The 21368-nt window shown below is 61.6% G+C and carries 22 protein-coding genes and 1 pseudogene; 12 read left to right on the top strand and 11 right to left on the bottom strand.

The annotated features are described in order from the left end of the window. Positions 1–103 precede the first annotated feature (103 nt). Both AC0L3I_RS21585 and AC0L3I_RS21580 read right to left on the bottom strand, forming a co-directional pair. Positions 104–304 (bottom strand): CsbD family protein, encoded by a 201-nt coding sequence (locus AC0L3I_RS21585; protein ID WP_095483513.1) that lies wholly within the window; start codon positions 302–304, stop codon positions 104–106. A 206-nt stretch (positions 305–510) separates the two neighbouring features. Next, entirely contained in the window at positions 511–774 is a 264-nt protein-coding gene (locus AC0L3I_RS21580) for a hypothetical protein (protein ID WP_029348484.1), read from the bottom strand. 221 nt (positions 775–995) lie between these two features. Between AC0L3I_RS21580 and AC0L3I_RS21575 the strand changes: the two genes are divergently transcribed. After that, on the top strand, positions 996–1280 hold the full coding sequence (locus AC0L3I_RS21575) for a DUF3606 domain-containing protein (RefSeq protein WP_123146639.1): 285 nt from the start codon (positions 996–998) through the stop codon (positions 1278–1280). Here AC0L3I_RS21575 and AC0L3I_RS21570 read toward each other — a convergent pair. The 7 genes from AC0L3I_RS21570 to AC0L3I_RS21540 form a co-directional block, all read right to left on the bottom strand. After that, positions 1237–2238, bottom strand: coding sequence for a YihY/virulence factor BrkB family protein (locus AC0L3I_RS21570; protein WP_123147415.1), 1002 nt, complete (start codon positions 2236–2238; stop codon positions 1237–1239). The two genes, AC0L3I_RS21575 and AC0L3I_RS21570, sit on opposite strands and share 44 nt — an antisense overlap. Positions 2239–2334: 96 nt before the next feature. Continuing rightward, positions 2335–2991 (bottom strand): hypothetical protein, encoded by a 657-nt coding sequence (locus tag AC0L3I_RS21565; RefSeq protein ID WP_473528154.1) that lies wholly within the window; start codon positions 2989–2991, stop codon positions 2335–2337. A gap of 366 nt (positions 2992–3357) precedes the next feature. Beyond that, entirely contained in the window at positions 3358–3711 is a 354-nt protein-coding gene (locus AC0L3I_RS21560; RefSeq protein WP_123146641.1) for a TadE/TadG family type IV pilus assembly protein, read from the bottom strand. A 46-nt stretch (positions 3712–3757) separates the two neighbouring features. After that, positions 3758–4201, bottom strand: a complete 444-nt coding sequence (locus tag AC0L3I_RS21555) for a TadE/TadG family type IV pilus assembly protein (protein ID WP_123146642.1) — start codon at positions 4199–4201, stop codon at positions 3758–3760. A gap of 5 nt (positions 4202–4206) precedes the next feature. Then, the gene (locus tag AC0L3I_RS21550; RefSeq protein ID WP_473488579.1) at positions 4207–5454 is read right to left on the bottom strand and encodes a pilus assembly protein TadG-related protein; all 1248 of its coding nucleotides are present in this window, start codon (positions 5452–5454) and stop codon (positions 4207–4209) included. Between the two features lie 175 nt (positions 5455–5629). Then, on the bottom strand, positions 5630–5959 hold the full coding sequence (locus AC0L3I_RS21545; protein WP_473528153.1) for a hypothetical protein: 330 nt from the start codon (positions 5957–5959) through the stop codon (positions 5630–5632). An 84-nt stretch (positions 5960–6043) separates the two neighbouring features. Continuing rightward, positions 6044–6817: an SDR family NAD(P)-dependent oxidoreductase gene (locus tag AC0L3I_RS21540; protein ID WP_473528152.1), complete on the bottom strand. Its 774-nt coding sequence runs from the start codon at positions 6815–6817 to the stop codon at positions 6044–6046. Between the two features lie 205 nt (positions 6818–7022). Here AC0L3I_RS21540 and AC0L3I_RS21535 point away from each other — a divergent pair, with 205 nt between their 5' ends. From AC0L3I_RS21535 to AC0L3I_RS21525, 3 genes are all read left to right on the top strand, one after another. Further along, positions 7023–8336 (top strand): NAD(P)H-dependent oxidoreductase, encoded by a 1314-nt coding sequence (locus AC0L3I_RS21535; protein ID WP_473528151.1) that lies wholly within the window; start codon positions 7023–7025, stop codon positions 8334–8336. 104 nt (positions 8337–8440) lie between these two features. Continuing rightward, a complete protein-coding gene (locus AC0L3I_RS21530) occupies positions 8441–8683 on the top strand; it encodes a type II toxin-antitoxin system VapB family antitoxin (RefSeq protein ID WP_023677427.1) in 243 nt (80 codons plus the stop codon). Then, the gene (locus tag AC0L3I_RS21525; protein WP_473528150.1) at positions 8683–9075 is read left to right on the top strand and encodes a type II toxin-antitoxin system VapC family toxin; all 393 of its coding nucleotides are present in this window, start codon (positions 8683–8685) and stop codon (positions 9073–9075) included. Before AC0L3I_RS21530 ends, AC0L3I_RS21525 begins: the two co-directional genes overlap by 1 nt. A gap of 15 nt (positions 9076–9090) precedes the next feature. On the opposite strand, the gene proC is transcribed toward AC0L3I_RS21525, so the two are convergent. Then, on the bottom strand, positions 9091–9906 hold the full coding sequence (proC, locus tag AC0L3I_RS21520; RefSeq protein WP_473528149.1) for a pyrroline-5-carboxylate reductase: 816 nt from the start codon (positions 9904–9906) through the stop codon (positions 9091–9093). Between the two features lie 200 nt (positions 9907–10106). On the opposite strand from proC, the pseudogene AC0L3I_RS21515 reads away from it, so the two are divergent. After that, positions 10107–10415, top strand: a pseudogene (locus AC0L3I_RS21515) (DUF6492 family protein); the annotation flags it as partial. Between the two features lie 18 nt (positions 10416–10433). On the opposite strand, the gene AC0L3I_RS21510 reads toward AC0L3I_RS21515, so the two are convergent. Then, the gene (locus AC0L3I_RS21510) at positions 10434–11348 is read right to left on the bottom strand and encodes a LysR family transcriptional regulator (RefSeq protein WP_473528148.1); all 915 of its coding nucleotides are present in this window, start codon (positions 11346–11348) and stop codon (positions 10434–10436) included. A gap of 104 nt (positions 11349–11452) precedes the next feature. Here AC0L3I_RS21510 and AC0L3I_RS21505 point away from each other — a divergent pair, with 104 nt between their 5' ends. The 7 genes from AC0L3I_RS21505 to AC0L3I_RS21475 all read left to right on the top strand — a co-directional run bounded on the left by AC0L3I_RS21505 (position 11453) and on the right by AC0L3I_RS21475 (position 21239). Then, positions 11453–12535, top strand: a complete 1083-nt coding sequence (locus AC0L3I_RS21505; protein WP_473528192.1) for a 4-oxalomesaconate tautomerase — start codon at positions 11453–11455, stop codon at positions 12533–12535. A gap of 45 nt (positions 12536–12580) precedes the next feature. Next, positions 12581–13582 carry an ABC transporter substrate-binding protein gene (locus AC0L3I_RS21500; protein ID WP_473528147.1) on the top strand — a complete coding sequence of 334 codons (1002 nt, stop codon included), beginning with the start codon at positions 12581–12583 and terminating at the stop codon, positions 13580–13582. Positions 13583–13595: 13 nt separating this feature from the next. After that, a complete protein-coding gene (locus AC0L3I_RS21495; protein WP_473528146.1) occupies positions 13596–14426 on the top strand; it encodes an ABC transporter ATP-binding protein in 831 nt (276 codons plus the stop codon). Further along, positions 14410–15186, top strand: coding sequence for an ABC transporter permease (locus tag AC0L3I_RS21490; RefSeq protein WP_095491414.1), 777 nt, complete (start codon positions 14410–14412; stop codon positions 15184–15186). Before AC0L3I_RS21495 ends, AC0L3I_RS21490 begins: the two co-directional genes overlap by 17 nt. Positions 15187–15380: 194 nt before the next feature. Next, positions 15381–16664 carry an ATP citrate lyase citrate-binding domain-containing protein gene (locus AC0L3I_RS21485; protein WP_123146651.1) on the top strand — a complete coding sequence of 428 codons (1284 nt, stop codon included), beginning with the start codon at positions 15381–15383 and terminating at the stop codon, positions 16662–16664. A 12-nt stretch (positions 16665–16676) separates the two neighbouring features. Further along, entirely contained in the window at positions 16677–19388 is a 2712-nt protein-coding gene (locus AC0L3I_RS21480) for a CoA-binding protein (protein WP_473528145.1), read from the top strand. A gap of 771 nt (positions 19389–20159) precedes the next feature. Continuing rightward, complete coding sequence (locus tag AC0L3I_RS21475) at positions 20160–21239, top strand: mechanosensitive ion channel family protein (RefSeq protein ID WP_473528144.1); 1080 nt, start codon at positions 20160–20162, stop codon at positions 21237–21239. The last annotated feature ends 129 nt before the right edge of the window (positions 21240–21368 follow it).

The raw sequence follows: 21368 nt of genomic DNA, 5'->3' as shown, positions 1-21368 counted from the left end.
CTGAAACAAATAGATCGAGCGGGATGCCCAGTTTCAATTTGAACGCATCCCGCTTTAGGACTGTCGAGGCGCCGATCGACGGCGCAGCCTCGATACTGAACGCTCAGGTGAGGCTTCTGGACCAATCATCTATCTGGCGCTCTGCCTCTTCCTTGGCGATCCCATACCGCTCCTGAATGCGGCCTGCGAGTTGGTCACGATTGCCCTCGATGCGATCAAGGTCATCGTCGGTAAGGTCACCCCATTGCTCCTTGGCCTTGCCTTTGAACTGCATCCATTTTCCCTTGATTTGATCCCAGTTCATGAATTCCTCCTTTGTTGTCCAGAGGAAATGCAACTGGACACCACATGTTCCCGACAGCGGATCGCCCATGACGATTATTGCCCATGACGATTATCATTGGCGACACAGTAAAAGGCCGCCGGCCGGAGCCAGCGGGCGAATTGGAGCAGGATGGGAACGATCCGCGTCTTTGAAATCACACTCGGCAGAAACGTCCCTCAGCCGGATCAGCTGGCGCGCGCCAAGGCGATCGATATGACGTTGTCTGCATCCGCCCCCGGTAGATCGAACAGCATCGGAAGTTGGCGGGTCATGGCCATTTCAACGATCAACTCTTCGATGGAAGCCGTCGGCAGATCGGTCTCGACACTATTCGAGATCATCGAGGCAAGCTTGTGGACTGGCACTGGTGCCGACTTCGCACGGTCGTCGAGCAACCTGCTGATTTCGATTACAACGTCTGCGTCAATGCTCTTTGGCAATTCGCGCATGGCTTTTCCTCCCTGCTCATATCATGCGCGTGCCAGAGGGCTGAGTCTCGAAAAATCGGACGTATGGACTTAGCCAAAGGCGTGCGCCAGTCCGGTTGCTTTGGCCATGTGTTCGGGCCTGCGGCGAAAAAGCGCTTTGGTGTCGCATGCAGCAACGAATTCGCCCGTTTTGCGTTGGCCAATTATACATCGTGAGCAAACGTGACCAAAGGAGAGTAAGCATGACAGCCGACGCGGCGAAGCTCTATCCCCGCCACCGGGATCGGATCTCCGGCAGCGAGGATTATGTAGTAAGGCATTTTGCCCGGCAAAACGGCATCACCCCAGCGCAAGTCCATCAGTTGATCAAGAGATATGGAAGCAACCGCGCCAGGCTGGTGGCTGCGGCGAAGGAACTTCGCACGTCGCTTCGGCCGGATGTTCCCAAGGCCATGCTCGCCCCGGGGCGCCGCGCCGGACGTCTCAGCGCCGGCGTCGATGCCAGAAATGGCTTAGAAACGCGGTGAGGAGACTGCTGAAAACAATCCAGCCGACGACTTCGCTTTCAGACCTTTCAATCCTGGCCGCAGTCGCCAGCTGCTGTTCGCGATCACTTGCTTTGATGGTCGCCTCCAGATCGGATCGGCTGCCGTGTCGAACCGAGTAGGCTCGTGTAAATTCGGCGCCCAACAGAAAGATTTCAGACGAATAAAAAACCCACAGCAGCACGACGAGCAGTGCGCCGGCTGCGCCGTATGACGATGCGGTCGCGCTGGCTCCGATATACCAGCCGATCAGCGACTTGCCGACCGTGAAGAGAAACGCCGTCAGCACGGCGCCGACGCCAACGTCGCGCCATTGCAGCGTGCGGTCGGGCAGGACCTTGTAGATTGCCGCGAACAATAGCGCGATCAGGGCAAACGAGACGATCTCGTTGATTGCACTCAGGATAAGGGCGCCGAAGGGCAGATATGCGTTGATGATTTCGCCAAGCGCCGAAATTGCGGCGCTCGCGACCAGCGACACCAGCAGCAGGAAGCCAAGCGCCGCGACGAGCCCAAGGCTTGCGGCGCGGGCCCGCACAAGGCTGGAAATCGATGTCTTACCAGGTTTGACTTTCCAGATTTCGTTCAGCGCAAGCTGCATTTCGCCGAACACGCCGGATGCGGTAACGAACAGCGTGACGAGCCCCAAAATGCTGGCAAGAGTTCCCGCCTTTTTGTGTGACGCGTTCTCGAGTGTCGCTTGCAAAAGCTCGGCGCTCTGCGGACCCATCAGCCCCGACAGCTGGGCCGAAAGCGCCAGTTGCGCCGCATCGTTTCCGAAGGCCATGCCAGCGATGGCGACAACGATGAGCAGGATCGGCGCAAGCGAGGTCGTGGCATAAAACGCCATCGCTGCCCCGTGGCTCAAGGCATTGTCATTGATGAAGCCGACAATGCTCTCCGCAAGCAGCGCCCAGCCCTCTTTCGCCAGATTCCACATGTTTTGCCTCACCTGCTTCTCAAGCAAGTAGAAGCAACACGCCAGCGGACCAGAGCAATAAGTTCGAGAAGTCCTGGTCTGTCTTGAATCCGGCGTTTAGGTGACGGATCTTGGCGTGACCTGTCCCGAGGCCCTTCTTGTGAGATCATGCTGCGTTGGAAAGGCCGAGAATGCCGCGATGGCTAGAAAGATCGGAATCCCCAGTTCGAGAATTTCTTCGAACACTGTGGAGGTATAGATCCGGGTGAGGTGGATGCCGAGAAATGTGAGATTTGATGGCGCGCCGTCGATGACCTTGGAGAGGACGGCGCAGCCGATAGCGGCGGCAATGGCAACGGCAGTCGCCTCGCCGTAGCGAAGCCCGTGCACAAAGCTACGGAAGCCGTTCTTCAGGAGCAAATAGAAGGCAACGGCGAGGGCAATCACGACCGTCGCGCCGATTAGCTTTTCCAACAGCGGAACGTCAGGCGAGATATAGAGGGTGGTCTTGGTGATGTTGTGGGTGGTGAAATGCGCATGGAAGTCCAGTTCGCGCAGGCACATCGCGATCAGGATGGCAACGAGATACCACCGCTTGAGCAGGTCCCGATAGGACATTTCCCGGACAAGCGTTGCCACGACGATCAGGTAGACGGCCGCCGAGAAGACTTCAATTGGACCGCCCTCGCTGAGGTAAAACTTCCGTATGTCTTCGGGAAAGAAAGCGAGCGGCAAGGCGATGAGAAAGACGAGCACCAGCAGGGCAAGGCCCATTTGATTGAAATAGTGGCCGTCGCCGTAGCCGGTCTTTCTTTCGCTCCACGCCATATCTGTCTCGCCCATCTGTCCTGTGCCGACTCTCTGTTGATCGTGATTTCACTCAATTTGAAAGACTGGGCCGTTGTCAAGTTGCCGCTTCGCGATGCCCGGCCGCTTGCCGGCGCTCTGACGGCATGACTGCGCAAGCGTGACGAGCCTGGTCCCGGCCTAGCGCGGTGATGGCTGTCCTGTCCAGAAACGTGTCTTTGTAGCGACGACGACCCGTTCGCTCACGCCACCGATCGCCGCCATCCACCCTGCGGCGGTGTTAATCAATCGGGCGCCCCACCGCCTGTTGCGTAAAGGCGCTGTTGGACGCTGTCACGATCCAACCAACGGAACTGTGACAGTTGTCGCATAATTGATCGGATATTGGTCGAAGTACGGGAACTCGATCACGAAAGCATATCTGGCCGTGAGATGCGCCATGCGGAAGCCGCCGCTGGGAGGGTCGATTGCTATCGTCACATCGACATCTTTCAATCCCAAACCCAGCAATTTTTCTGTGGCTATGGCCTCTATTTCGGCCTCGGTCAGCGAGTTCTTCAACTGCAGCGCACGTGAGGACGTTTCCAGCGTATAGCGAACGCTGGACATGGCATTCAGAGCCCAGCCGAATGCGAAGATACCGAACAAAAGCATGATCAGAAAAGGTGCGATCAGCGCGAATTCCATCCCAGTCCCGCCTGATGCATCACGGCTGAACGCTCTCGCGATCCGTTTAGCGGACACGGATCACCTCTTGATGGCCGATCTCGCGAGAAAGAGAAAACGCGCCAAAAATAAAGGGCGGGGACCAGGTCGCCGTCGCCTTTATTTCCACGAAAACCGAGGGAGCTTTCGTCCCCCCGTTGCACAGGCTCGATGCATCGACCACGGTGCTTCCGCACATGTATTTCCGGCCCAGTGTAACCTGTGCGCCTTCGGGATGGTTTTCCCAACTCGAAAGGGCGACGGCTTGGGTGGCCGCGTCGTCGGTTGCTCCCTCCATCACAAGATTTGCCGCCGTCTTCACGCTTGCGCGCATCGACATCGAGCTTGATACGAAAGACCAGCCGTCAATGATGCCGAAAACCACCAGGCAAAGGATCGGCACAATCAGGGCAAACTCCACCGCAGCAACACCCGAATCGTTCCGGAAAATCCGACCTGACCGCCGTTCCATGACGGTTACTCGACAAGCTGAACGGATTGCGCGGCCGGAATCTCTCGCATTCCGAGGCTCGTGCAATCCTGCTTGATGCTTGTAGCGCCGGACCACTCTATCGTACTGGCGACGACCTGTGTGCAACCACCTTGGCCCGAGAAATTGCCGAGATATTTAACCTCCTGCGTTGGAAAATACAGAGCACCGGTCAAAAGCGAATCCGCCGTGCCATTAAACGAGTTCGATCCCGCCAGGTTTGCTCTGTCGCCGTAAAACAGCACACCCGAATAGGTGCCTGACGTCGGTGCGCTAAGCTTGACGGTGGCCGTGCCGTTCATGCTGACGCCGGAGCTGCCGGCCAGATAGATGATAACTCCGTCGCCGGAAATATTTGCGTTCGCGCTTGCTTTGAAATCGCCCCCCTCAACGACATATACCCCAGGCGAGAGCGTTACACTGCCGCTCAAGCTGAGCCCCTTGCAGTATGTTCCAGGTTCCAAGGTCGACTGATTGTCGTTTTGACAGGGATTCGTGGCTGGCGGCGCCGGCAAGTCGGCAAAAGGATCCGCAGCGGGCAGCGCCTGGGTAAGCGGGTTCGCGCAAACGGTTTTTACAACGTTGCTCAATGAAACACCGCCTGCCGATATCAGGCAATCGGCCTCCAGATATGCCGACCCTTGAAGCTTGAGGGCGTCCGCGGCGATTGAATCCGACATGACGGAGCAGCCGGTCAGCTTGAGGTTCGAACTGCCGGAAAAGAGCGCCGCTCTCGAAGCGGAAGGATTGAGCGCCAGAACGCAGGCTTTTGACGCGTCCGTGATAAGAGCCACGGCCCTTGCCTGTGCGCCGACCGCGCTTTGACTGAATATCGATGTGAAAAATCGATCGAGCGTCTGATGGACGATGACCTCGACCGCCTTTTTTGCGACATTCGGTCCGGACGATGGAGGCGTGAAGACCTCGATTGTGCCTGTCGATGGTCCCCAGCCGTTCGTGGTCGCTGACAGCGTCGCGGCCGAGACAATCGTTGGCTTGTCGGATCCCGAAACTTTTTCCAAAGCGCCAGCATAGGCTGCCGCATCCGCCACCGCCTGTAGCTTCAGGCTGCTGTAATACCAGTAGGAAGTCTCGACACCGAGCCCCGCCCCGCCGACAACAATCGGCAAAGACAGGGCAAAAATAATAGCAACGTTGCCGCTCTCGCTGATTCGTCGCGGACAGCTGAAAAAACGCCTGAAGGTATCGCCACCCCATCCCATTTGCCTATTCAAGCAGCGATGCATAAAGGAATGACTAAGAATTTCACTCGATTTGTTAGCTGCGCTCCTCGCTATCCGCCGACGCTGAACCCAAACCAGGCGCGCGCAGCGGCGTCACAAGTTCTGTTGGCGCTGGATAGAACGCGGACGTTGGCCCCAAAAAGATCTTCGTTAAGCGTGCGTTGAGTCAGGACGGCAGTGGCTCATAAACTGAAACCCCGACGTATCGATCGTATGAGCCACGATCTTTCTCAGGAAGCTTGTCTCGGGTTACGCGCAAAAGGAAAAGAAAGCTGTCCTCGCCAAGACGTTCGGACTCGTCAGGATCGCGAAACCGAAGCTTCGCAGAACACAGGGCGTCTGCATTCCTCTCTATGTGTTCGATAACTATCGGCACACTCGCAAGCGCTCGTTCGTAAGCAGCTAGGGTGGCGGGATCTGTTTTCGAGATAGCGACGAAGAGTGGCTCATCCCACGGCTCGTCGAATTTGTCGCTCAATTGAGATTTTTCGCTCATAAAAGACCTCTTGGACTAACCTTGAACGCTCAACGAAACCTCAGCACTCGCGAGGCGGTGTTGCAGCACCAGCCAAAGAGTCCCTCACGCCACCGACCAGCCGCCATCAACCAGTATGTTCGCGCCGGTGATCAGCGACGCTGCCGGCGAGGCCAGGAACACCACGGTGCCCGCGACATCGATCGGATCACCGATGCGGCCGAGCGGGATGTGGCCGAGCACATGCCTATGAAACTCCGGATCGGCGAGCGAGGGCCGCGTTCCGTCGGTCCAGATGAAGGTCGGTGCGACGCTGTTGACGGTGATCTTGTGCAGCGCCCATTCGGCCGCGAGGCAGCGGGTGAGGTGGTTTATCGCCGCCTTGGTCATGCAGTAGATCGCTTCGCCCTTCAGCGCCACCGTGCCGGCCTGCGAACTGATGTTGATGATGCGCCCGGATTTCTGCTCGATCATCAGCCGGCCGACCTCCTGGGTGGTGAAGAACGTCCCCTTGAGGTTGACGTTCACGGTGAGGTCGAAATCCGCTTCAGTCACGTTCTCCGCCAGGTTTTCAGGTCCAAGCCCGACATTGTTGACGAGTACGTCGATGCGGCCGAAGGCGGCGTGGGCGTCGGCGACAGCTTTTCGCACCGTCGCCAGATCGGTGAGGTCCATCTGTACCGCCAGCGCGCGCATGCCCATGCGCTCGATCTCGGCGGTGAGATCCGCGCCGTCGGCAGCACTGCGCACGCCGGCGATCACGTCGGCGCCGGAGCCGGCGCAGGCGAGCGCGCAAGCGCGTCCGATGCCGCGCGAGGCGCCAGTGACCAGCACGACCTTGTCAGCCAGATCGAATTTCGGCGTGAACTCGTTCGTCATCTCAACCTCCCCTGAAAACCCTGCGCGAGGCGCGCCGCCCGACAGGGACGGTCTCCTCAGCCCTGAACATCATCGGGGCGGATACACTACCCGCTCGCGATATGAACGCCAGTCACAAGAAATTGCCGACGAGGGCCGGTTTCGTTGGCAAAAGGTTACCTTTCCCTGCTATTCCCCCTCCAAATCAGAAGCAGTGGACTTGCGCATGACCAATGTCGCCCTGACCGGGCTTGCCCGCGATCTCGCCAAGCGCGCCGCGGAAGGCCGCCCGGTGCGCATCGGCGTCATTGGCTCCGGCGAGATGGGCACCGACCTGGTGACGCAAGGCATGCTTATGCCGGGCATTTCGGTTTGCGCCGTTTCGACCCGGCGCCCGCACACGGCACGGGACGCCGTCCGCATCGCCTATGGCGACGAGGCGATGGCACGGGAGGCCGATACGCCGTCGAAGGTCAGCGAGGCGATCGAGAGCGGAAAAATCGCCATCACCTCGAACGAGATGCTGGTCACCAATCCGCTCATCGACGTCGTCATCGACGCCACCGGCAAGCCCGGCGTCGCCGCCGATTTCGACCTGATGGCGATGGAGCACGGCAAGCATCTGGTGATGATGAATGTCGAGGCCGACGTCACCATCGGCTGCTATCTGAAACAGCAGGCCGACCGGCTCGGCGTCGTCTACTCGGTCGGCGCCGGCGACGAGCCGTCGAGCTGCATGGAGCTGATCGAGTTCGCCTCTGCGCTCGGCTACACCATCGTCTCAGCCGGCAAGGGCAAGAACAACCCGCTCAACTATGACGCCGTTCCCGATGATTATCGCGCGGAAGCGCTGCGCCGCAACATGAACCCGCGCATGCTGGTCGAGTTCGTCGACGGCTCGAAGACCATGGTCGAGATGTGCGCCATCGCCAACGCCACCGGGCTGGTGCCCGACATCGCCGGCATGCACGGCCCCAAGGCCAATCGCGATGATTTGGCCAAGGTGCTCATCCCGCGCGCCGATGGCGGCATCCTGTCGAGGAAGGGCGTCGTCGACTACACCATCGGCAAGGGCGTGGCGCCCGGCGTCTTCGTCGTCGTTGAGGCGACCCATCCGCGCATCATCGAGCGCATGGACGACCTGCATATCGGCCACGGGCCCTATTACAGCTTCTTCCGGCCATATCATCTGACCTCGCTGGAAGTGCCGCTCACCGCCGCGCGTATCGCGCTCTATGGCAAGCCGGACATGGTGCCGCTGCCGAGGCCGGTCGCCGAGGTCTGCGCCGTGGCCAAGCGCGATCTCGCCGCCGGAGAGATTTTCGATGCCATCGGCGAGACCTGCTACCGCTCCTGGACCATGACTGTCGAAGAGGCCCGCGCCAACCGCGCCGTGCCGGTCGGCCTGCTCGAAGGCGGCAAGGTGCTGAGACCGGTCAGCAAGGGCGAGCTGCTGACATCAGACAATGCCGCACCCGACCCGACCACCAGGCTGTTCGCCTTGCGCCGGCTGCAGGACGAGATGCTGTACGGGGTTTGACGCCGTCGAGAGCGGGAGCTGTCGGCCGTTTTCGGCCGAGCGCGCTGGTATTGTCATGACAAACTCTCTATATTGTAGTGACAACGAAAGCGGAGGCCGATTGTATGAATCTTCAGATCAGGGATCCGCGCGCACGCGAATTGGCGCGGGAGCTTGCTGCTAAACGCAAGATTTCTATGACCGAGGCGGTCATCGAAGCGCTTGAATCCGAATTGAAGCGAGAAAGCGGACGCATTCCCCTGGCGGAGCGCCTCGCTGCCATTGCCAACGACTTCAAGGCCAAGGCAGGCCAGGGCGGTCGGGCTGTGACGAAGGATGAAATCGACGAAATGTGGGGGCATTCCTGATGTTCGTCGACACCTCCGTGGTTGTCGCGATTCTTTCAGGAGAAGAGGATGCCGGCGAGTGGAGCAATCGCATCGAAGCAGCGCCCGTAAGGATAACTTCGGCGCTGGTGGTGCTTGAGGCGGCGATGCGGCTTTCGACGATGCTTGCCGTCCAGCCGGTCGTCGCTGGAGACGCGATAAACGCGTTTCTTCGCGAGGCCGAAATCGAAATCCTGCCGATCGACGCCGGTGATGCCGTGCTCGCGATCCAGGCGTTTTCAGACTACGGAAAGGGGCGCGGGCATCCCGCCCAGCTCAACTTAGCCGACTGCCTTTCTTATGCCTGTGCAAAAAGTCATGGCTCCGCGCTGCTTTACAAGGGTAACGACTTTTCGCATACCGATCTCGCGTAATCCGCAAAGCCGCCGCTACTTCCCCAACTCGATCGACCGCAGCCGCGCTGCTTCCACCGCTTCGGTGAGCAGATGGGTCAGCCGGTCCTCGCCCATCAGCACGGCAAGTGCGGCGGCCGTTGTGCCGTTGGGGCTGGTCACCTGCTGGCGCAGCACGCCCGGATCTTCGCCGCTTTCGGCGGCGAGCGAGGCGGCGCCATAGACCGTCTGCATGGCCAGCAGCCTGGCGGTTTTGGCCGGCAATCCGGCCTTCTCGGCAGCCACGGTCAACGCTTCGATGAAATGGAAGATATAGGCGGGGCCAGACCCTGACACCGCCGTCACCGCGTCCATCAGGCTCTCTTCGTCGATATCAGTCACTTCGCCGCTCGCCGAAAGCAGATCGGCAACGAAACGCTTCGTATCGATGGAGACCAGCCGGTTGGAAAACACCACCATCATGCCCTTGCCGATGGCCGCCGGCGTGTTGGGCATGCAGCGCACGACCGGCGCGCGATCGCCCAGAATGGCCTCGAAAGTGGCGACCGGCGTTCCGGCGGCGATGCTGACGAAGGTGGTGCGGCCATCGTTGAAGCGCTTGTAGGCGGCAGTCGCGTCGCGGATCACTTGCGGCTTCACCGCAATGACGACGAGGGCCGGAACGGCATCCGCTGGAATGCCGCCGGCGTCCGCCGCAGCACTGCAGCCCAGCGCTTCGGCGCGCTTGCGCAGATCGGCATTGGGCTCGACTACGAAAACCGCCGCCGGGGGGAGCTTGCCGGATTTCAGCCAGCCCGAGAGCATGGCGTAACCCATATTGCCGCAACCGGCGAGAACAAGTTTGATCGTCATTGGAGCCTCCGCAGAGCATCGAACCCAAAAGCGGGGTACCGGTTTGGGACACTCCGATGCTCAAACAAAAAGATGGCTTCCCATAGACGTTCGTCGCGGGGCGGGGAAGCCCCTGTTGGGACGGAAGATCAGGACGGACCACGAACCGCCATCGGGCGCAGCGACACTTGTCTGAGGCCGAACATGCCGAACACGAAGAAACCGTGACGGCGACGTACGCGCGGATCGAGAAGATCCATGGCCGCAACTGGGTCGAAATCGTCGGTGCGTCGCGCAAATTCTCCGAATGCATGATCTACGGCCGCTATGTCGACGACGTGCTCGAGGGCGCCGGCCATTTCCACGGCCCAGAGGAGTTCTGCCGCGTCCACTGGACGGGCGAAGCGCTGTCGGACGACGAGTTCCGCCGCTTCGTCGCCGCCATGGCGCGCGAACAGGTGGCCATCGGCATGCAGTCCTTCATCGGCACCGATATCGGCCGCATCCGCCGCCTGATCGGGCTCGACTAGTTCTTGGGCAAAACCCAATCACTCTAGAGGCGTTGAAGCTTCACCCCAGGTTTCAATCAGCATCCGCATGAACCTCTCGGCGGGCGGCGAGAGCGATGCCCCGCGTCGACGCACGACCCCGATCGTGCGCGAGATTTCGGGATCGCGGATGGGCCTTGTGACCAGGAACGGATGGTCGCCCTGCGGGGTCGCCATGCGCGGCAGGACCGATATCCCGAGACCGGCTTCGACCAGACCGAGTGACGTCGAGAGATGCGTCACTTCATAGGACCAGCGCAGCGCGAGGTTCGACTTCGTCAGCGCGGCATCCAAGAGGATCCGGTTCGCGCTCGACCGATGGACGGTGATGAGATGGTAGGGGACGAGATCCTGCCAGGTCAGGACATCCCTTGATGCCAGCGGATGTTCCTTTCGTGCGGCGAGAACGAAGGGGTCCTCGATCAGACGCTCGAAGGTCAGGTCGGGATCGGACGAACCCATGATGTTGACCCCGAATTCGACCTCCCCGCGCGCGACCGCCTGAAGCCCGTCGGTCGCCGGAAGGTCGAGAATCCGGAAGCGGATGTTGGGGTACTGCGCATCGAACTGCCGGATCACTGAAGGCAGGAAGTAATAAGCCGCCGTCGGCAAGCAGGCGATGGTGACAAGACCGCCTCGCCGTTCCCCCAGCTCGCGGAAGGCGAAGAGCGAACCGTCAAACTCCTCCAGCATCCGGCGCACCAGCGGGACCAGCTCCCCGCCGACGGCGGTGGGCGCCACATGGCGCGTCGTCCGCTCCAAGAGGGGGGCGCCGATGGAGCCTTCGAGTTTCTGAATGCGACGACTCAGCGCCGGCTGCGAGAGATTGAGCGACTCCGCTGCCCGGTGGAAGCTCGCGAGCTCCACGACGAGCAGAAAGGCGCGGAGGTCCAGGATTTCACAGTTAATGTGCATGACGCATCAAAAGCTCCGATTTTAGCATTTCTCATATTAATCGGATTCGCGTAACAAACAAGATGATTGAACCACAAAGCGCATGAAAGGGAGGATGTCGCATGATGAATGATCTGATCCGCATTCCGTGCGCTCTGATGCGCGGCGGCACGTCCAAGGGGCCCTTCTTCCTCGCCTCCGATCTACCGTCCGATCCGGCACTTCGCGATCAGATCCTGCTCTCGGTCATGGGGTCAGGGCATCCGCTGCAGATCGACGGCATTGGCGGCGGCAATCCGGTCACAAGCAAGGTGGCCATCGTCGGGCCCGCAAGCATCAAGGGCGCGGATGTCGACTATCTTTTCGCACAGGTGCGCGTCGACCAGCAGATCGTCGATACGTCCCCCAACTGCGGCAACATGCTTGCCGCCGTCGGTCCCTTCGCCATCGAGGCGGGGCTTGTGCCGGTGCAGGGTCCTACGACGCTCGTCCGGATTCACAACGTCAACACCGGAAAGCTGATCGAGGCAGAAGTCCCGACGCCCAACGGTAGCGTCTCCTATCTCGGCGACGCGGCGATCGACGGCGTTCCAGGCAGCGCGGCGCCGATTGCGCTTACCTTCATGGATGCAGCAGGCGCCCGCACGGGCCAGCTGTTTCCCACAGGCAAGCCGAACGAGGTCATCGACGGCGTCAGCGTCACTTGCATCGACTGCGCCATGCCAATGATACTCCTCGAGGCTGAGGCCCTCGGCGTCAGCGGATTCGAGACCGCCGCCGAACTCAACGGAAACAAGGCGCTGTTGGAGCGGCTCGAGAGCCTGCGCATCGCCGCCGGTGAGCGAATGGGTATGGGTGATGTCAGCAACCAGGTGACACCGAAGCCGGTGCTGATTTCCCGGCCAAGGGCAGACGGCGACATCAGTGTGCGCTATTTCATGCCGCACCAGTGCCATCCTTCGCTTGCCACGACAGGTGCTGTTGGGATTGCGACGGCCTGCATCACCGAAAATACGGTGGCATCCCGCTTGATCGGCACTCGCAAACCACCGGTGGTCCTGTCGATCGAGCATCCGAGCGGCCATCTCGATGTCAAGCTTCAGGACAGGAACGGCAAGATCGTCGCGGGCATCCTGCGCACCGCCCGCCGCCTATTCGAAGGACATGTTTTCGCAAAACCTGTCACGCAGTTCGTCTGCGCGGCATAATGACCGTGGCCGCCGGGAGGGCGCCACATAACTTGGAGGAAAATCATGCGTAAGCTCATGCTCGCCCTTGCGGCTACCATCGCCTTTGCAGGCACCGCCCTGGCGGAACCCGTGCGCATCAGCGTCGGTTCCTACAACCTCAACAACCTGCCTTTCCCGGTCGCAGCCGGCCTCGGCCTTTACGAGAAGGAGGGTCTGGAGGTTACCGTAGAGAACTTCGCGTCGGGCGGCTCGAAGACCCTTCAGGCGCTCGTGGCTGGCTCGACGGATATCGCCGTTGGCTTTTACGATCACACGATCCAGATGCAGTCGCAGAACAAGGCGGTCGTCGCATTCATCCAGCTCGCCCGCAATTCGGGCCTCGTTCTGGCCGGCGGCAAGGACAGCACCTTCGACCCGTCTAAGCCGGAAACGATCAAAGGCGCGAAAGTCGGCATCACATCGCCTGGTTCCTCGTCCGACTTCTTTGTCCGCTACTATCTGCAGCGGAACGGCCTGTCGGCCGACGACGTGTCGCTGATCGGCGTCGGCTCCGGCTCTGCTGCTGTCGCAGCCCTCGAACAGGGCAAGGTCGACCTGCTCGTCAACTACGACCCGGCGGCCACCTTCATCGAAGCAAAGGGCGTGGGCAAGATCCTGATAGACGCACGTAGCGACGAAGGTGCCAAGGAAATCTACGGGGGCATCTATCCGACATCGGTTCTCTACGCCACCCAGGACTACATCGACGCCAATCCGGAAACGATCCAGAAGGTCACCAACGCAACGGTAAAGGCGCTCGAATGGATGGACAGCCATTCGGCCGAAGAAATCGTCGAAAAACTGCCAAAGGAATTCATCTCCGGCGACCGCGAGACCTACATCAGGGCCGTCGAAAACGCCAAGGCGATCTTCTCGAAGGATGGCCTCATCAGCGAGGAGAACGTCAAAACCCCACTCGCGGTTCTGAAAAGCTTCAACGAAAAGGTCGCGGCGGCTGAAATCGACCTTTCCAAGACCTACACGAACGACTTCGTTGGCAAGGCGCCGCGCAACGTCGCCAACTGACAAGGAGGAAGTCATGGCACTGGCCGTAGTGAAGTCGGCAACAACGATGATGAGCCCGGACAAACCAAGGCCGATGGTGTCGATCGAGTCGGTCACCATGTCCTTTGGCACCTTCATCGCCGTCCAGAATGTCAACCTGACTGTTGCGGATGGCGAGTTTCTGGCCATCGTCGGTCCGACGGGGTGCGGCAAGAGTACCATTCTCAACGCCATCGCCGGACTTCTGAAGCCGGCGAGCGGGACTGTCTCGATCGACGGAGCGCCGGTGCATGGCGTCCAGAACAACATCGGCTACCTTTTCCAGCAGGATGCGCTCCTTCCGTGGAAGACGGCGCTCGAAAATGTCGAGCTCGGGCCGATGTTCAAGGGAACAGGCGCGAACGAAAGGCGCGAACAGTCCATGAAATGGCTCGCCAAGGTGGGCTTGAAGGGCTTCGAGCAACGCTACCCGCACCAGCTTTCGGGCGGCCAGCGCAAGCGTGTTCAGATGGCGCAGGCGCTGATTACCGGCCCGAAGGTGATCCTGATGGACGAGCCCTTCTCGGCGCTCGACATCCACACCCGCCACCTGATGCAGAACGAGCTGCTCGCGCTCTGGCAGGAGGAGCGCCGCGCGGTGGTGATGATCACGCACGATCTCGAGGAAGCCATAGCGCTCGGCGACCGCGTGGTCGTCCTTGCTGCGGGGCCTTGCAGCCACGTGATCGACAGCTTCCCCGTCGATCTCGCCCGGCCGCGCGACGTCTCGGAAATCAAACTCGATCCGCGCTTCATGGATCTTTACCGCAATATCTGGTCGTCCCTGCGCGGCGAAGTGGAGAAAAGCTATGAACGCCATGACTGAACGTATGATCCAGCTGGGACTGCTGGTCGTCATTGTCGGCGGGTGGCAGCTCGGCGTGGAAGCCGGAGTGATCGATGTCTTCTTCTTCCCTGCCCCCTTCGACATCATGAAGCAGATCGTGGCCTGGATCATCGACCCAGGCTTCTACAGGCACGTATCGATCACGCTCACCGAGACGGTGCTCGGATACGTGATTGGTACCGCCCTCGGCGTGGCGGCCGGCGTTTGGCTAGGGCTTAGCCGTGGCGCCTATCGCATCCTCGACCCGTTCATAAAGGCGCTGAACGCCATCCCCCGCGTGGTGCTCGCTCCTATCTTTGTGCTCTGGCTCGGCCTCGGGCTGTGGTCGAAGGTGGCGCTATCGGTGACGCTGGTGTTCTTCATCACCTTCTTCAACGCCATGCAGGGCGTGCGGGAAGTCAACCCGGTGGTGCTGGCGAACGCGCGGATCCTCGGCGCCAAGCGCTCAAGCCTGCTGACCCACGTCTACTTCCCGGCCGCGGCCAGCTGGATCCTATCGTCGCTGCGCACCTCGGTCGGCTTCGCGGTAGTCGGCGCGATTATCGGCGAATACCTTGGCGCCTCCGCCGGCCTTGGCTATCTGATTGCCCAGGCGGAAGGCAACTTCGATGCGGTCGGCGTCTTCGCCGGCATTATGATCCTCGCGATGTTCGTGCTGATCATCGACCGCATCCTCGACATCGCCGAGGCCCGTCTGATCAAGTGGAGCCCGCATTCGACCGAGAGCCGGGCCACCTGACGGGTGGCGAAGGCCGGTCGGCAATGATGCCGGCCGGCGACCAAGGTGACGACGGAACTGAGGCTAGCCGGGCGCTTGTTGCCGCGAGCGTCTGAGCCTAACCTGGTCGCTCCATCGACCTCGGCAAATTCGTAAATTGAGTGCCCATCAGGTCAAACGACCGAACCACGCCTCGGTCATTGGGGAGAACGGCTATGCAACTCAACGGCATGCTTTATGGGTCGAGGCTGCTCGGCCACGTCGACTTCCCCGCGTCCGAGGTGCACGGGCCCGACGCTGGCGAAGACGCGATCCAGGACCTGATCGCCCGCCACGGCCTGATCTTCGTCAAGCCGGTCTTCCGCGGCGGCGTCGGCAAGAAGGGCAAGGCGGGACTAATCGGCAAGGCGCGGGACCTCAAGACCGCGCTCGCCGAAAAGGAGCGGCTCTACTTCGCCGAGCACCGCCACGGCAACGCCTTCGCCAAGGCGAACGGCGTGACCTTCGAGGCCGGCATTCCCGCCGAGCACGAGGTCTATTTCGCCATCACCGACGACACGCATTTCCGCGCGCCGACCATGACGCTGACCCACCGCGGCGGCGTGGAAATCGAGGATCTCGATAAATCCGATATCGCCACTGTGCCCTTCGAGGCGCTCACGGGGCTCAAGGCCTTTGTGGTGGCGAACGCGCTGACGGACATTGGCGCGCCGCGGGAGATCATCTCGCCGCTGGTGCAGCACCTGCCGAAGCTCTGGGAGCTGATGCACCACTACGGCATGACGACGCTGGAGTTGAACCCGATCCGCATGCGTCCCGGGCGCGACGGGCGGTTGACGCCGGTGGCCTGCGACTTCAAGTGCGGCTTTGACCGCGACGATCCGCGCGTAGGTCGGCTCGGGCTGCCGGACCAGCTGTTCGCGGCAGACATCTCTGCCTTCGAGCAGGAGGTGAACCAACTGCGCACCCACCAGGGCCAGTCGGACGTCTTCGTGATCAACGAGAGCGGCACCATCCTTGCCCCGACCTTCGGCGGCGGCGCCAACAGCCTCGTCACCGAGGTGCTGGGCGAGGCGGCGATCATCTCGTCGGACTTCGGCGGCAACCCGCCCTACGAGAAGATGAAGGCGGTGGCCTCGATCTGCTACCGGCACTTCCTCGCCCAGACCAACGTGCTCTTCATCATCGGCGGCAAGTCGAACAACACCGACATCCTCGAGACCTTCCGCGGCATGGGCGACGCGCTGCGCGAATATTTCGCCGCGCACGGGCCGACGCCGCTCTACGTCGTCGTAGGACGCGGCGGTCCGAACCTGGTGCGCGGTATGGGCAACCTCGCCGAGACGCTGGAGTCGCTCGGCCTGCCCTACCGCTTCTTCGGCTTCGACAGCGCGATCTCCGAGGTCGTGAACTACGCCAAGCGCGTCGACACGTGGATGCGCGCCGGCGGCCGCGACGAGATCGCCGCTACCCTGGGGCTCAAGGCCGCGGCGGCCTGAGGGAGGACGGACATGTATCACAAGGGCATCGAAGGCTTTCCCTATTTCCTCGGCCTCCGGTCACTGGCCGATATCGCGACCCGCGACGACCGGGTCTGCGTACTCAACATCCTCGGCGGCGAGTCGCGCACGGTCACGCCGACCAGCCACGTCTTCTCCGGCGGCAACGTGGTCTTCGGCACCTCGCCCGGCCGCGGCGGGCAGGTGCTGAAGACGCCCGTGGGCGACATCCCGGTCTACAACAACGTGCGCGAGGGGCTCGACGCCGGCCACGCCTTCGATACCGGCGTCGTCTACCTGCCGCCGTCGGGCGTGCGCGACGGCGTGGCCGAGCTCGTGCGGGTGAACCCGGGCTTGCGCAAGATCGTCATCATCACCGAGAAGATCTCCGTGCACGACGCCCGCGAGATTCGGGCGATGGCTCAGGCGAACGGCATCGACATCATCGGCGGCAACTGCCTCGGCGTCGCCGATTCGTGGAACCGCGTGCGCATCGGCGGCGCGCTCGGCGGCGACAAGCCAGAGGAGTCGCTGCTCAAAGGCTCGGTCGCGATCTTCTCGAACTCCGGCGGCTTCACCACGACGATCGCCCAGTATCTCGCCACCGCGGGCTGGGGCACGACGACGCTCGTCTCCTCCGGCAAGGACGTCTACATCCACTACGCCGCGCCCGATTTCGCCCACGCCTTCGGCAACGACGACCGTTCCAAGGCGGCGGTGCTCTATGCCGAACCCGGCGGCTACTACGAGCAGGGTATCGACTGGACGAAGCCCGTCGTCGCCTGCGTCGTCGGCCGCTGGAAGTCGAAGCTGACCCGTGCCGTCGGGCATGCCGGCGCTATGGCCGGCTCGGGCGACAGCGCCGAGGACAAGGAGCGCTGGTTCATGCAGGCCTTCGGCGTGCCTGGCCTCTTCACGCCCGAGAACCCGGTCGTGTCCGCGAAGGGCGCTGTCGTCACCAACATCGCCGACATCCCCGCCGCCCTCACCGCGGTGATGGCGCTCAACGGCGCCGCGCCCGACTTCGCGCCGCGTGGGGACCTCGCGCTGAAGCCCTGGGTCGCCAACGACCAGGGCCTGCGGCTGCCGCCCGAACTCGCCATGCCGGCCGTCACCGCGCCCGAGCCCTACGCCGGCCAGATCGCCGCGCTCGGCGCCCAGGTCGGGGCGGTGGTCGCGCGGCAGAACATGAAGGACAAGTCCGGCGCGTCGGTCATGGACCCGAAAACCCAGGTGACGAGCGTGCACGGCCATTCAGTGCTCGATCTCGCGCTTGAGCCGCTGGAGGCGACCTTCGCCCTGCCGCTCGTGCACGAGATCGCCACCGAGAACGACCGGGCGATGCTCGACGTCGCGGTCGCAGCCGAGGTCAACCTCGTCGGCGACCCGATCCTCGTCGCCGCCGACGCGGCGCGGGAGGCCGGCAATGCTCCGAATGCGGTGATGGCAACCGCCGCCGCCATCGTCGGGCCGAAGCGCGTGGAGCGGGCGCTCGGCTGCACCCGGGCACTGATCGGGCTCTTCGCCCATTCGGGCCTCAGGGACGGGCGCGACGAGGAATTCGACGCCTCCGGGATTGTCTGTGACGATGCCACCCGGGCGCTGTTCCTGGCCACCGAGGCCGAGGCCGCCGACCCGCGTCCAGAAGCGATGCTCGCGGCGATCGCAGCCCGCGGCGGCAGGTCGGCGTTCCTGAAGTTCCTTGGAGGCCTGGGCGGCCGGTTGTCGCGGGACGCAATTCTCGCGGCCATCGCCACGACGATCGCCTGGGGGCCGCTGATGCGCAAGCGCATTTCGCGCCTTACCGCCGAGACACTGCCCTGGTACCTGCGGCTCTATGGCGTCATGGTCGGCACGACAATCCCCGGCGAGCACCACCGGTCGGGCTCGCTATGGGGCATCCCACGCGACGAGCGCTTTGGGCAATGGACCATGGCCGACCTCTGCTTCCTCGCCATGACTGGAAAGAAGCCCACCCCCGAGGAGGCGCTGCCGCTGCAGATGCTCGTCGGGCTCCTGATTTCGAACGGCCCTGGGTCGATCTCGGCTCAGGGTGCCAAGGGCGCGGTCTCGGCGGACGGGCCACAGACGCCCGCGCGCGTGCAGATCAACAAGGCGATGGTCGGCTTCCTTACCCATACCGGCTACAGCCACGGCGGCAACGGCTTCGAGGGCATGGCCTTCCTGCTCGAGCAATTCAAGGACGCCGGGCTGACCGACCCCTCCGATCCAGCCCACGGCCTCGACCTGAAGGCGATGGCGACGGCGTTCGCGCGCACGTACCGCCGCGAGAAGGCCCAGGCCAAGGAGCTCGGCACTGAGGTCCGCGCGCTCCCCGGCGTCCATCACCCGGTCTTCAAAGGCAAGCCCGTCAACCACGATCCGCGCGAGCGCTTCATCGCGGAATTCATGGCGCGGCAAGGAAAGTACAACGTCTTCCACGCCTTCTACCGCGAGCTCGTCCAGGCACTCCACGATCAGGGGGCCTCGCCTTACGTTTTCTGCGTCAACGTTGACGCGGTAATTGCGGCGCTGCTGCTGGCGCTGCTGTGGAAGGACTTCAAGTCCGGCACCCTGACCGAGCGCGACCTGGAGACCGCGGCCTTCACCGTCTTCCTATACGGTCGCATGATCGGCGCGGCCGCCGAGATCGACGACCACCTGAACCGCGGCCGCAACATGGACACCCGCACCCCCCCGCCCGCCTGCGGCTTCGTGGTCTGATGGCGACCCCGCCCGCCACCAGCCCGCGGTCCGCACCATCGCGATGCCGCCGCGGAATACTGAACTGATCCCACACCGGCCTTGGCTTTGACTTTAAGAATGACCGGAACCCACACACTTAGCGGTCATTTGCTTCGCCCGAATGGATGTCCGGCTTGGCCCGAAACGGTCATTCCGGATGCCAATTTGCGTTAGTCCTTGGGCAAAACCCAATCACTCTAAACGACCGGGTTCGATCCCTTGCGGATGTTTAGTTGGGGCGTCGCATGACGCGATCTGACCCGAAGACGACTCACACACTCCACTCACGGAACGGCTGTTGTGCGCCGATCTCAGCCGTTCGTCGACGCTCAGCTCGATCCCGAATGCCGCCGTTCGCTCAGTCGTTGTGATGGGCTCGAGTCAACCGTGCAATCCAATGGATTGGCGGCTATCCGCCGGCATGATCCCGCCGGAAGAGCGAATTCGAACCAACGGCCGCTCGATGAACAGTCGAGATCTCTACCGGTGAGCTATCGGGAGCTGCTGAACCAAACTCTCAACTTAATTTCGGATCGGGCTAAAAGGCATTTGCCGAATATGGTGGCGACGTCGCATCTTTCTGCTTGCCGCCCTATTTCACCAAGGACGGGGCCGCCGGAATGAAGGCCAGCTTTCGGGGACCGGCAAGGAGCAGTCAGCGAATGACATTGGATCGTTGCCCGGAATGCCGCCGTCGAGGAACGAGAAGGCACTGGCTGGGTGTTGATGGCCACATCGGGAGGTGAGCCCATGGAACCGCGCGCCAAGGAACAGGAGAACCTTTCCCGACTCGAACGGGCCGCGCAACAGACTGCTGATCCAAAAACTATGGAACAGGAGGCGAAAAAGCCCGAGGAAAAATTCCGCTTCAGCCTTCGCAAGGAAGACGTCTGGTGGACGGTTGGTTTCGCTGCCGCTGCCTTGCTGCTTTTTGGCATCCAAGTCCTGATCAATTGGCGCTTAGAATGGCTTGACGCGCCTTTGCGCGTTCGCGTGCTGAACTACGTCAGGGGCGGCCTTCTCATTTTCGTTATGCTGACCGTTGCGAATGCTATCGAAGTCTTTCTCATTGGCCGAATTCCCAGTCGTGTTTCGCGCTTCAACCTGCAACGTATTTTTCGATTAGTCGTCGTCGTCGCCATCGTCTTCGTGGCCATTTCAGTCTTATTTGTGAACTGGTACGCTGCGGTTGTTTCACTCGGCCTGATTTCACTGATTCTCGGCTTTGCGCTGCAAATGCCGATCTCCAGTTTCATCGCGTGGATTTATATTCTGGCCAGGGCGCCTTATCGCGTTGGCGACCGCATTCGCATCGGCGATGCCCATGGCGATGTCATTGATGTCAGCTATCTCGATACGACGTTATGGGAATTCGGCGGCGAACATCTTTGGACCGATCATCCGAGCGGACGCGTCATCAAGTTTCCGAACTCCACCGTGTTTGACACGCCGGTCTTCAACTATTCCTGGCCGCTGTTTCCCTATGTCTGGAACGAAATCAAGTTCCAGCTCGCTTACGAAAGCGATCTGGAATTCGTAGCGAAAACCATGAGAGAGGTCGTTGACGAGCAGATCGGCGACATCATGAGCCAGAAGGTGAAGGTCTATAAGCACATCCTGTCGCAAACGCCGGTGGACGAACTCGAAGTGAAGGAGCACCCCGTGGTTCATTTTCGCGTCAGTGAAAACACCTGGCTCGAGGCCATCGTGCGTTACCTCGTGCCGCCGAAGGAAGCGGGGCGCACCAAAACACGCTTGATCAAGGAAATGCTGGCGCGAATGAATGCAAAACCCGATCGCGTGCTGTTTCCGAAGAGCAATTTGAGGTGAATTTCCTCAGGCCACGCCCGGGCGGAGCCATCCCCCGCCCGCGTCGCGGCAGGCAAGCCCGGATACTCGAACGTGTGCGTCCAATCCTCCTCACTCATTCGTGTCGACATGGCTTGCGATCTCCGACTC

The sequence above is a fragment of the Mesorhizobium sp. WSM4840 genome (assembly GCF_055811755.1).
The sequence above is the reverse complement of the archived record's forward strand: the minus strand, read 5'-3'. Positions and strand labels throughout refer to the sequence as shown.

What these genes read in the sequence shown, in the direction of transcription:
- AC0L3I_RS21495 (WP_473528146.1), top strand. Translation starts at nt 13,596, where the DNA reads ATGGCACTGGCCGTAGTGAAGTCGGCAACAACGATGATGAGCCCGGAC.
- AC0L3I_RS21480 (WP_473528145.1), top strand. Translation starts at nt 16,677, where the DNA reads ATGTATCACAAGGGCATCGAAGGCTTTCCCTATTTCCTCGGCCTCCGG.
- AC0L3I_RS21565 (WP_473528154.1), bottom strand. Translation starts at nt 2,991, where the DNA reads ATGGGCCTTGCCCTGCTGGTGCTCGTCTTTCTCATCGCCTTGCCGCTC.
- AC0L3I_RS21545 (WP_473528153.1), bottom strand. Translation starts at nt 5,959, where the DNA reads ATGAGCGAAAAATCTCAATTGAGCGACAAATTCGACGAGCCGTGGGAT.
- AC0L3I_RS21585 (WP_095483513.1), bottom strand. Translation starts at nt 304, where the DNA reads ATGAACTGGGATCAAATCAAGGGAAAATGGATGCAGTTCAAAGGCAAG.
- AC0L3I_RS21525 (WP_473528150.1), top strand. Translation starts at nt 8,683, where the DNA reads ATGTTCGTCGACACCTCCGTGGTTGTCGCGATTCTTTCAGGAGAAGAG.
- AC0L3I_RS21570 (WP_123147415.1), bottom strand. Translation starts at nt 2,238, where the DNA reads ATGTGGAATCTGGCGAAAGAGGGCTGGGCGCTGCTTGCGGAGAGCATT.
- AC0L3I_RS21530 (WP_023677427.1), top strand. Translation starts at nt 8,441, where the DNA reads ATGAATCTTCAGATCAGGGATCCGCGCGCACGCGAATTGGCGCGGGAG.
- AC0L3I_RS21490 (WP_095491414.1), top strand. Translation starts at nt 14,410, where the DNA reads ATGAACGCCATGACTGAACGTATGATCCAGCTGGGACTGCTGGTCGTC.
- AC0L3I_RS21485 (WP_123146651.1), top strand. Translation starts at nt 15,381, where the DNA reads ATGCAACTCAACGGCATGCTTTATGGGTCGAGGCTGCTCGGCCACGTC.
- AC0L3I_RS21500 (WP_473528147.1), top strand. Translation starts at nt 12,581, where the DNA reads ATGCGTAAGCTCATGCTCGCCCTTGCGGCTACCATCGCCTTTGCAGGC.
- AC0L3I_RS21505 (WP_473528192.1), top strand. Translation starts at nt 11,453, where the DNA reads ATGAATGATCTGATCCGCATTCCGTGCGCTCTGATGCGCGGCGGCACG.
- AC0L3I_RS21540 (WP_473528152.1), bottom strand. Translation starts at nt 6,817, where the DNA reads ATGACGAACGAGTTCACGCCGAAATTCGATCTGGCTGACAAGGTCGTG.
- AC0L3I_RS21560 (WP_123146641.1), bottom strand. Translation starts at nt 3,711, where the DNA reads ATGGAATTCGCGCTGATCGCACCTTTTCTGATCATGCTTTTGTTCGGT.
- AC0L3I_RS21580 (WP_029348484.1), bottom strand. Translation starts at nt 774, where the DNA reads ATGCGCGAATTGCCAAAGAGCATTGACGCAGACGTTGTAATCGAAATC.
- AC0L3I_RS21535 (WP_473528151.1), top strand. Translation starts at nt 7,023, where the DNA reads ATGACCAATGTCGCCCTGACCGGGCTTGCCCGCGATCTCGCCAAGCGC.
- AC0L3I_RS21555 (WP_123146642.1), bottom strand. Translation starts at nt 4,201, where the DNA reads ATGGAACGGCGGTCAGGTCGGATTTTCCGGAACGATTCGGGTGTTGCT.
- proC (WP_473528149.1), bottom strand. Translation starts at nt 9,906, where the DNA reads ATGACGATCAAACTTGTTCTCGCCGGTTGCGGCAATATGGGTTACGCC.
- AC0L3I_RS21475 (WP_473528144.1), top strand. Translation starts at nt 20,160, where the DNA reads ATGGAACCGCGCGCCAAGGAACAGGAGAACCTTTCCCGACTCGAACGG.
- AC0L3I_RS21510 (WP_473528148.1), bottom strand. Translation starts at nt 11,348, where the DNA reads ATGCACATTAACTGTGAAATCCTGGACCTCCGCGCCTTTCTGCTCGTC.
- AC0L3I_RS21575 (WP_123146639.1), top strand. Translation starts at nt 996, where the DNA reads ATGACAGCCGACGCGGCGAAGCTCTATCCCCGCCACCGGGATCGGATC.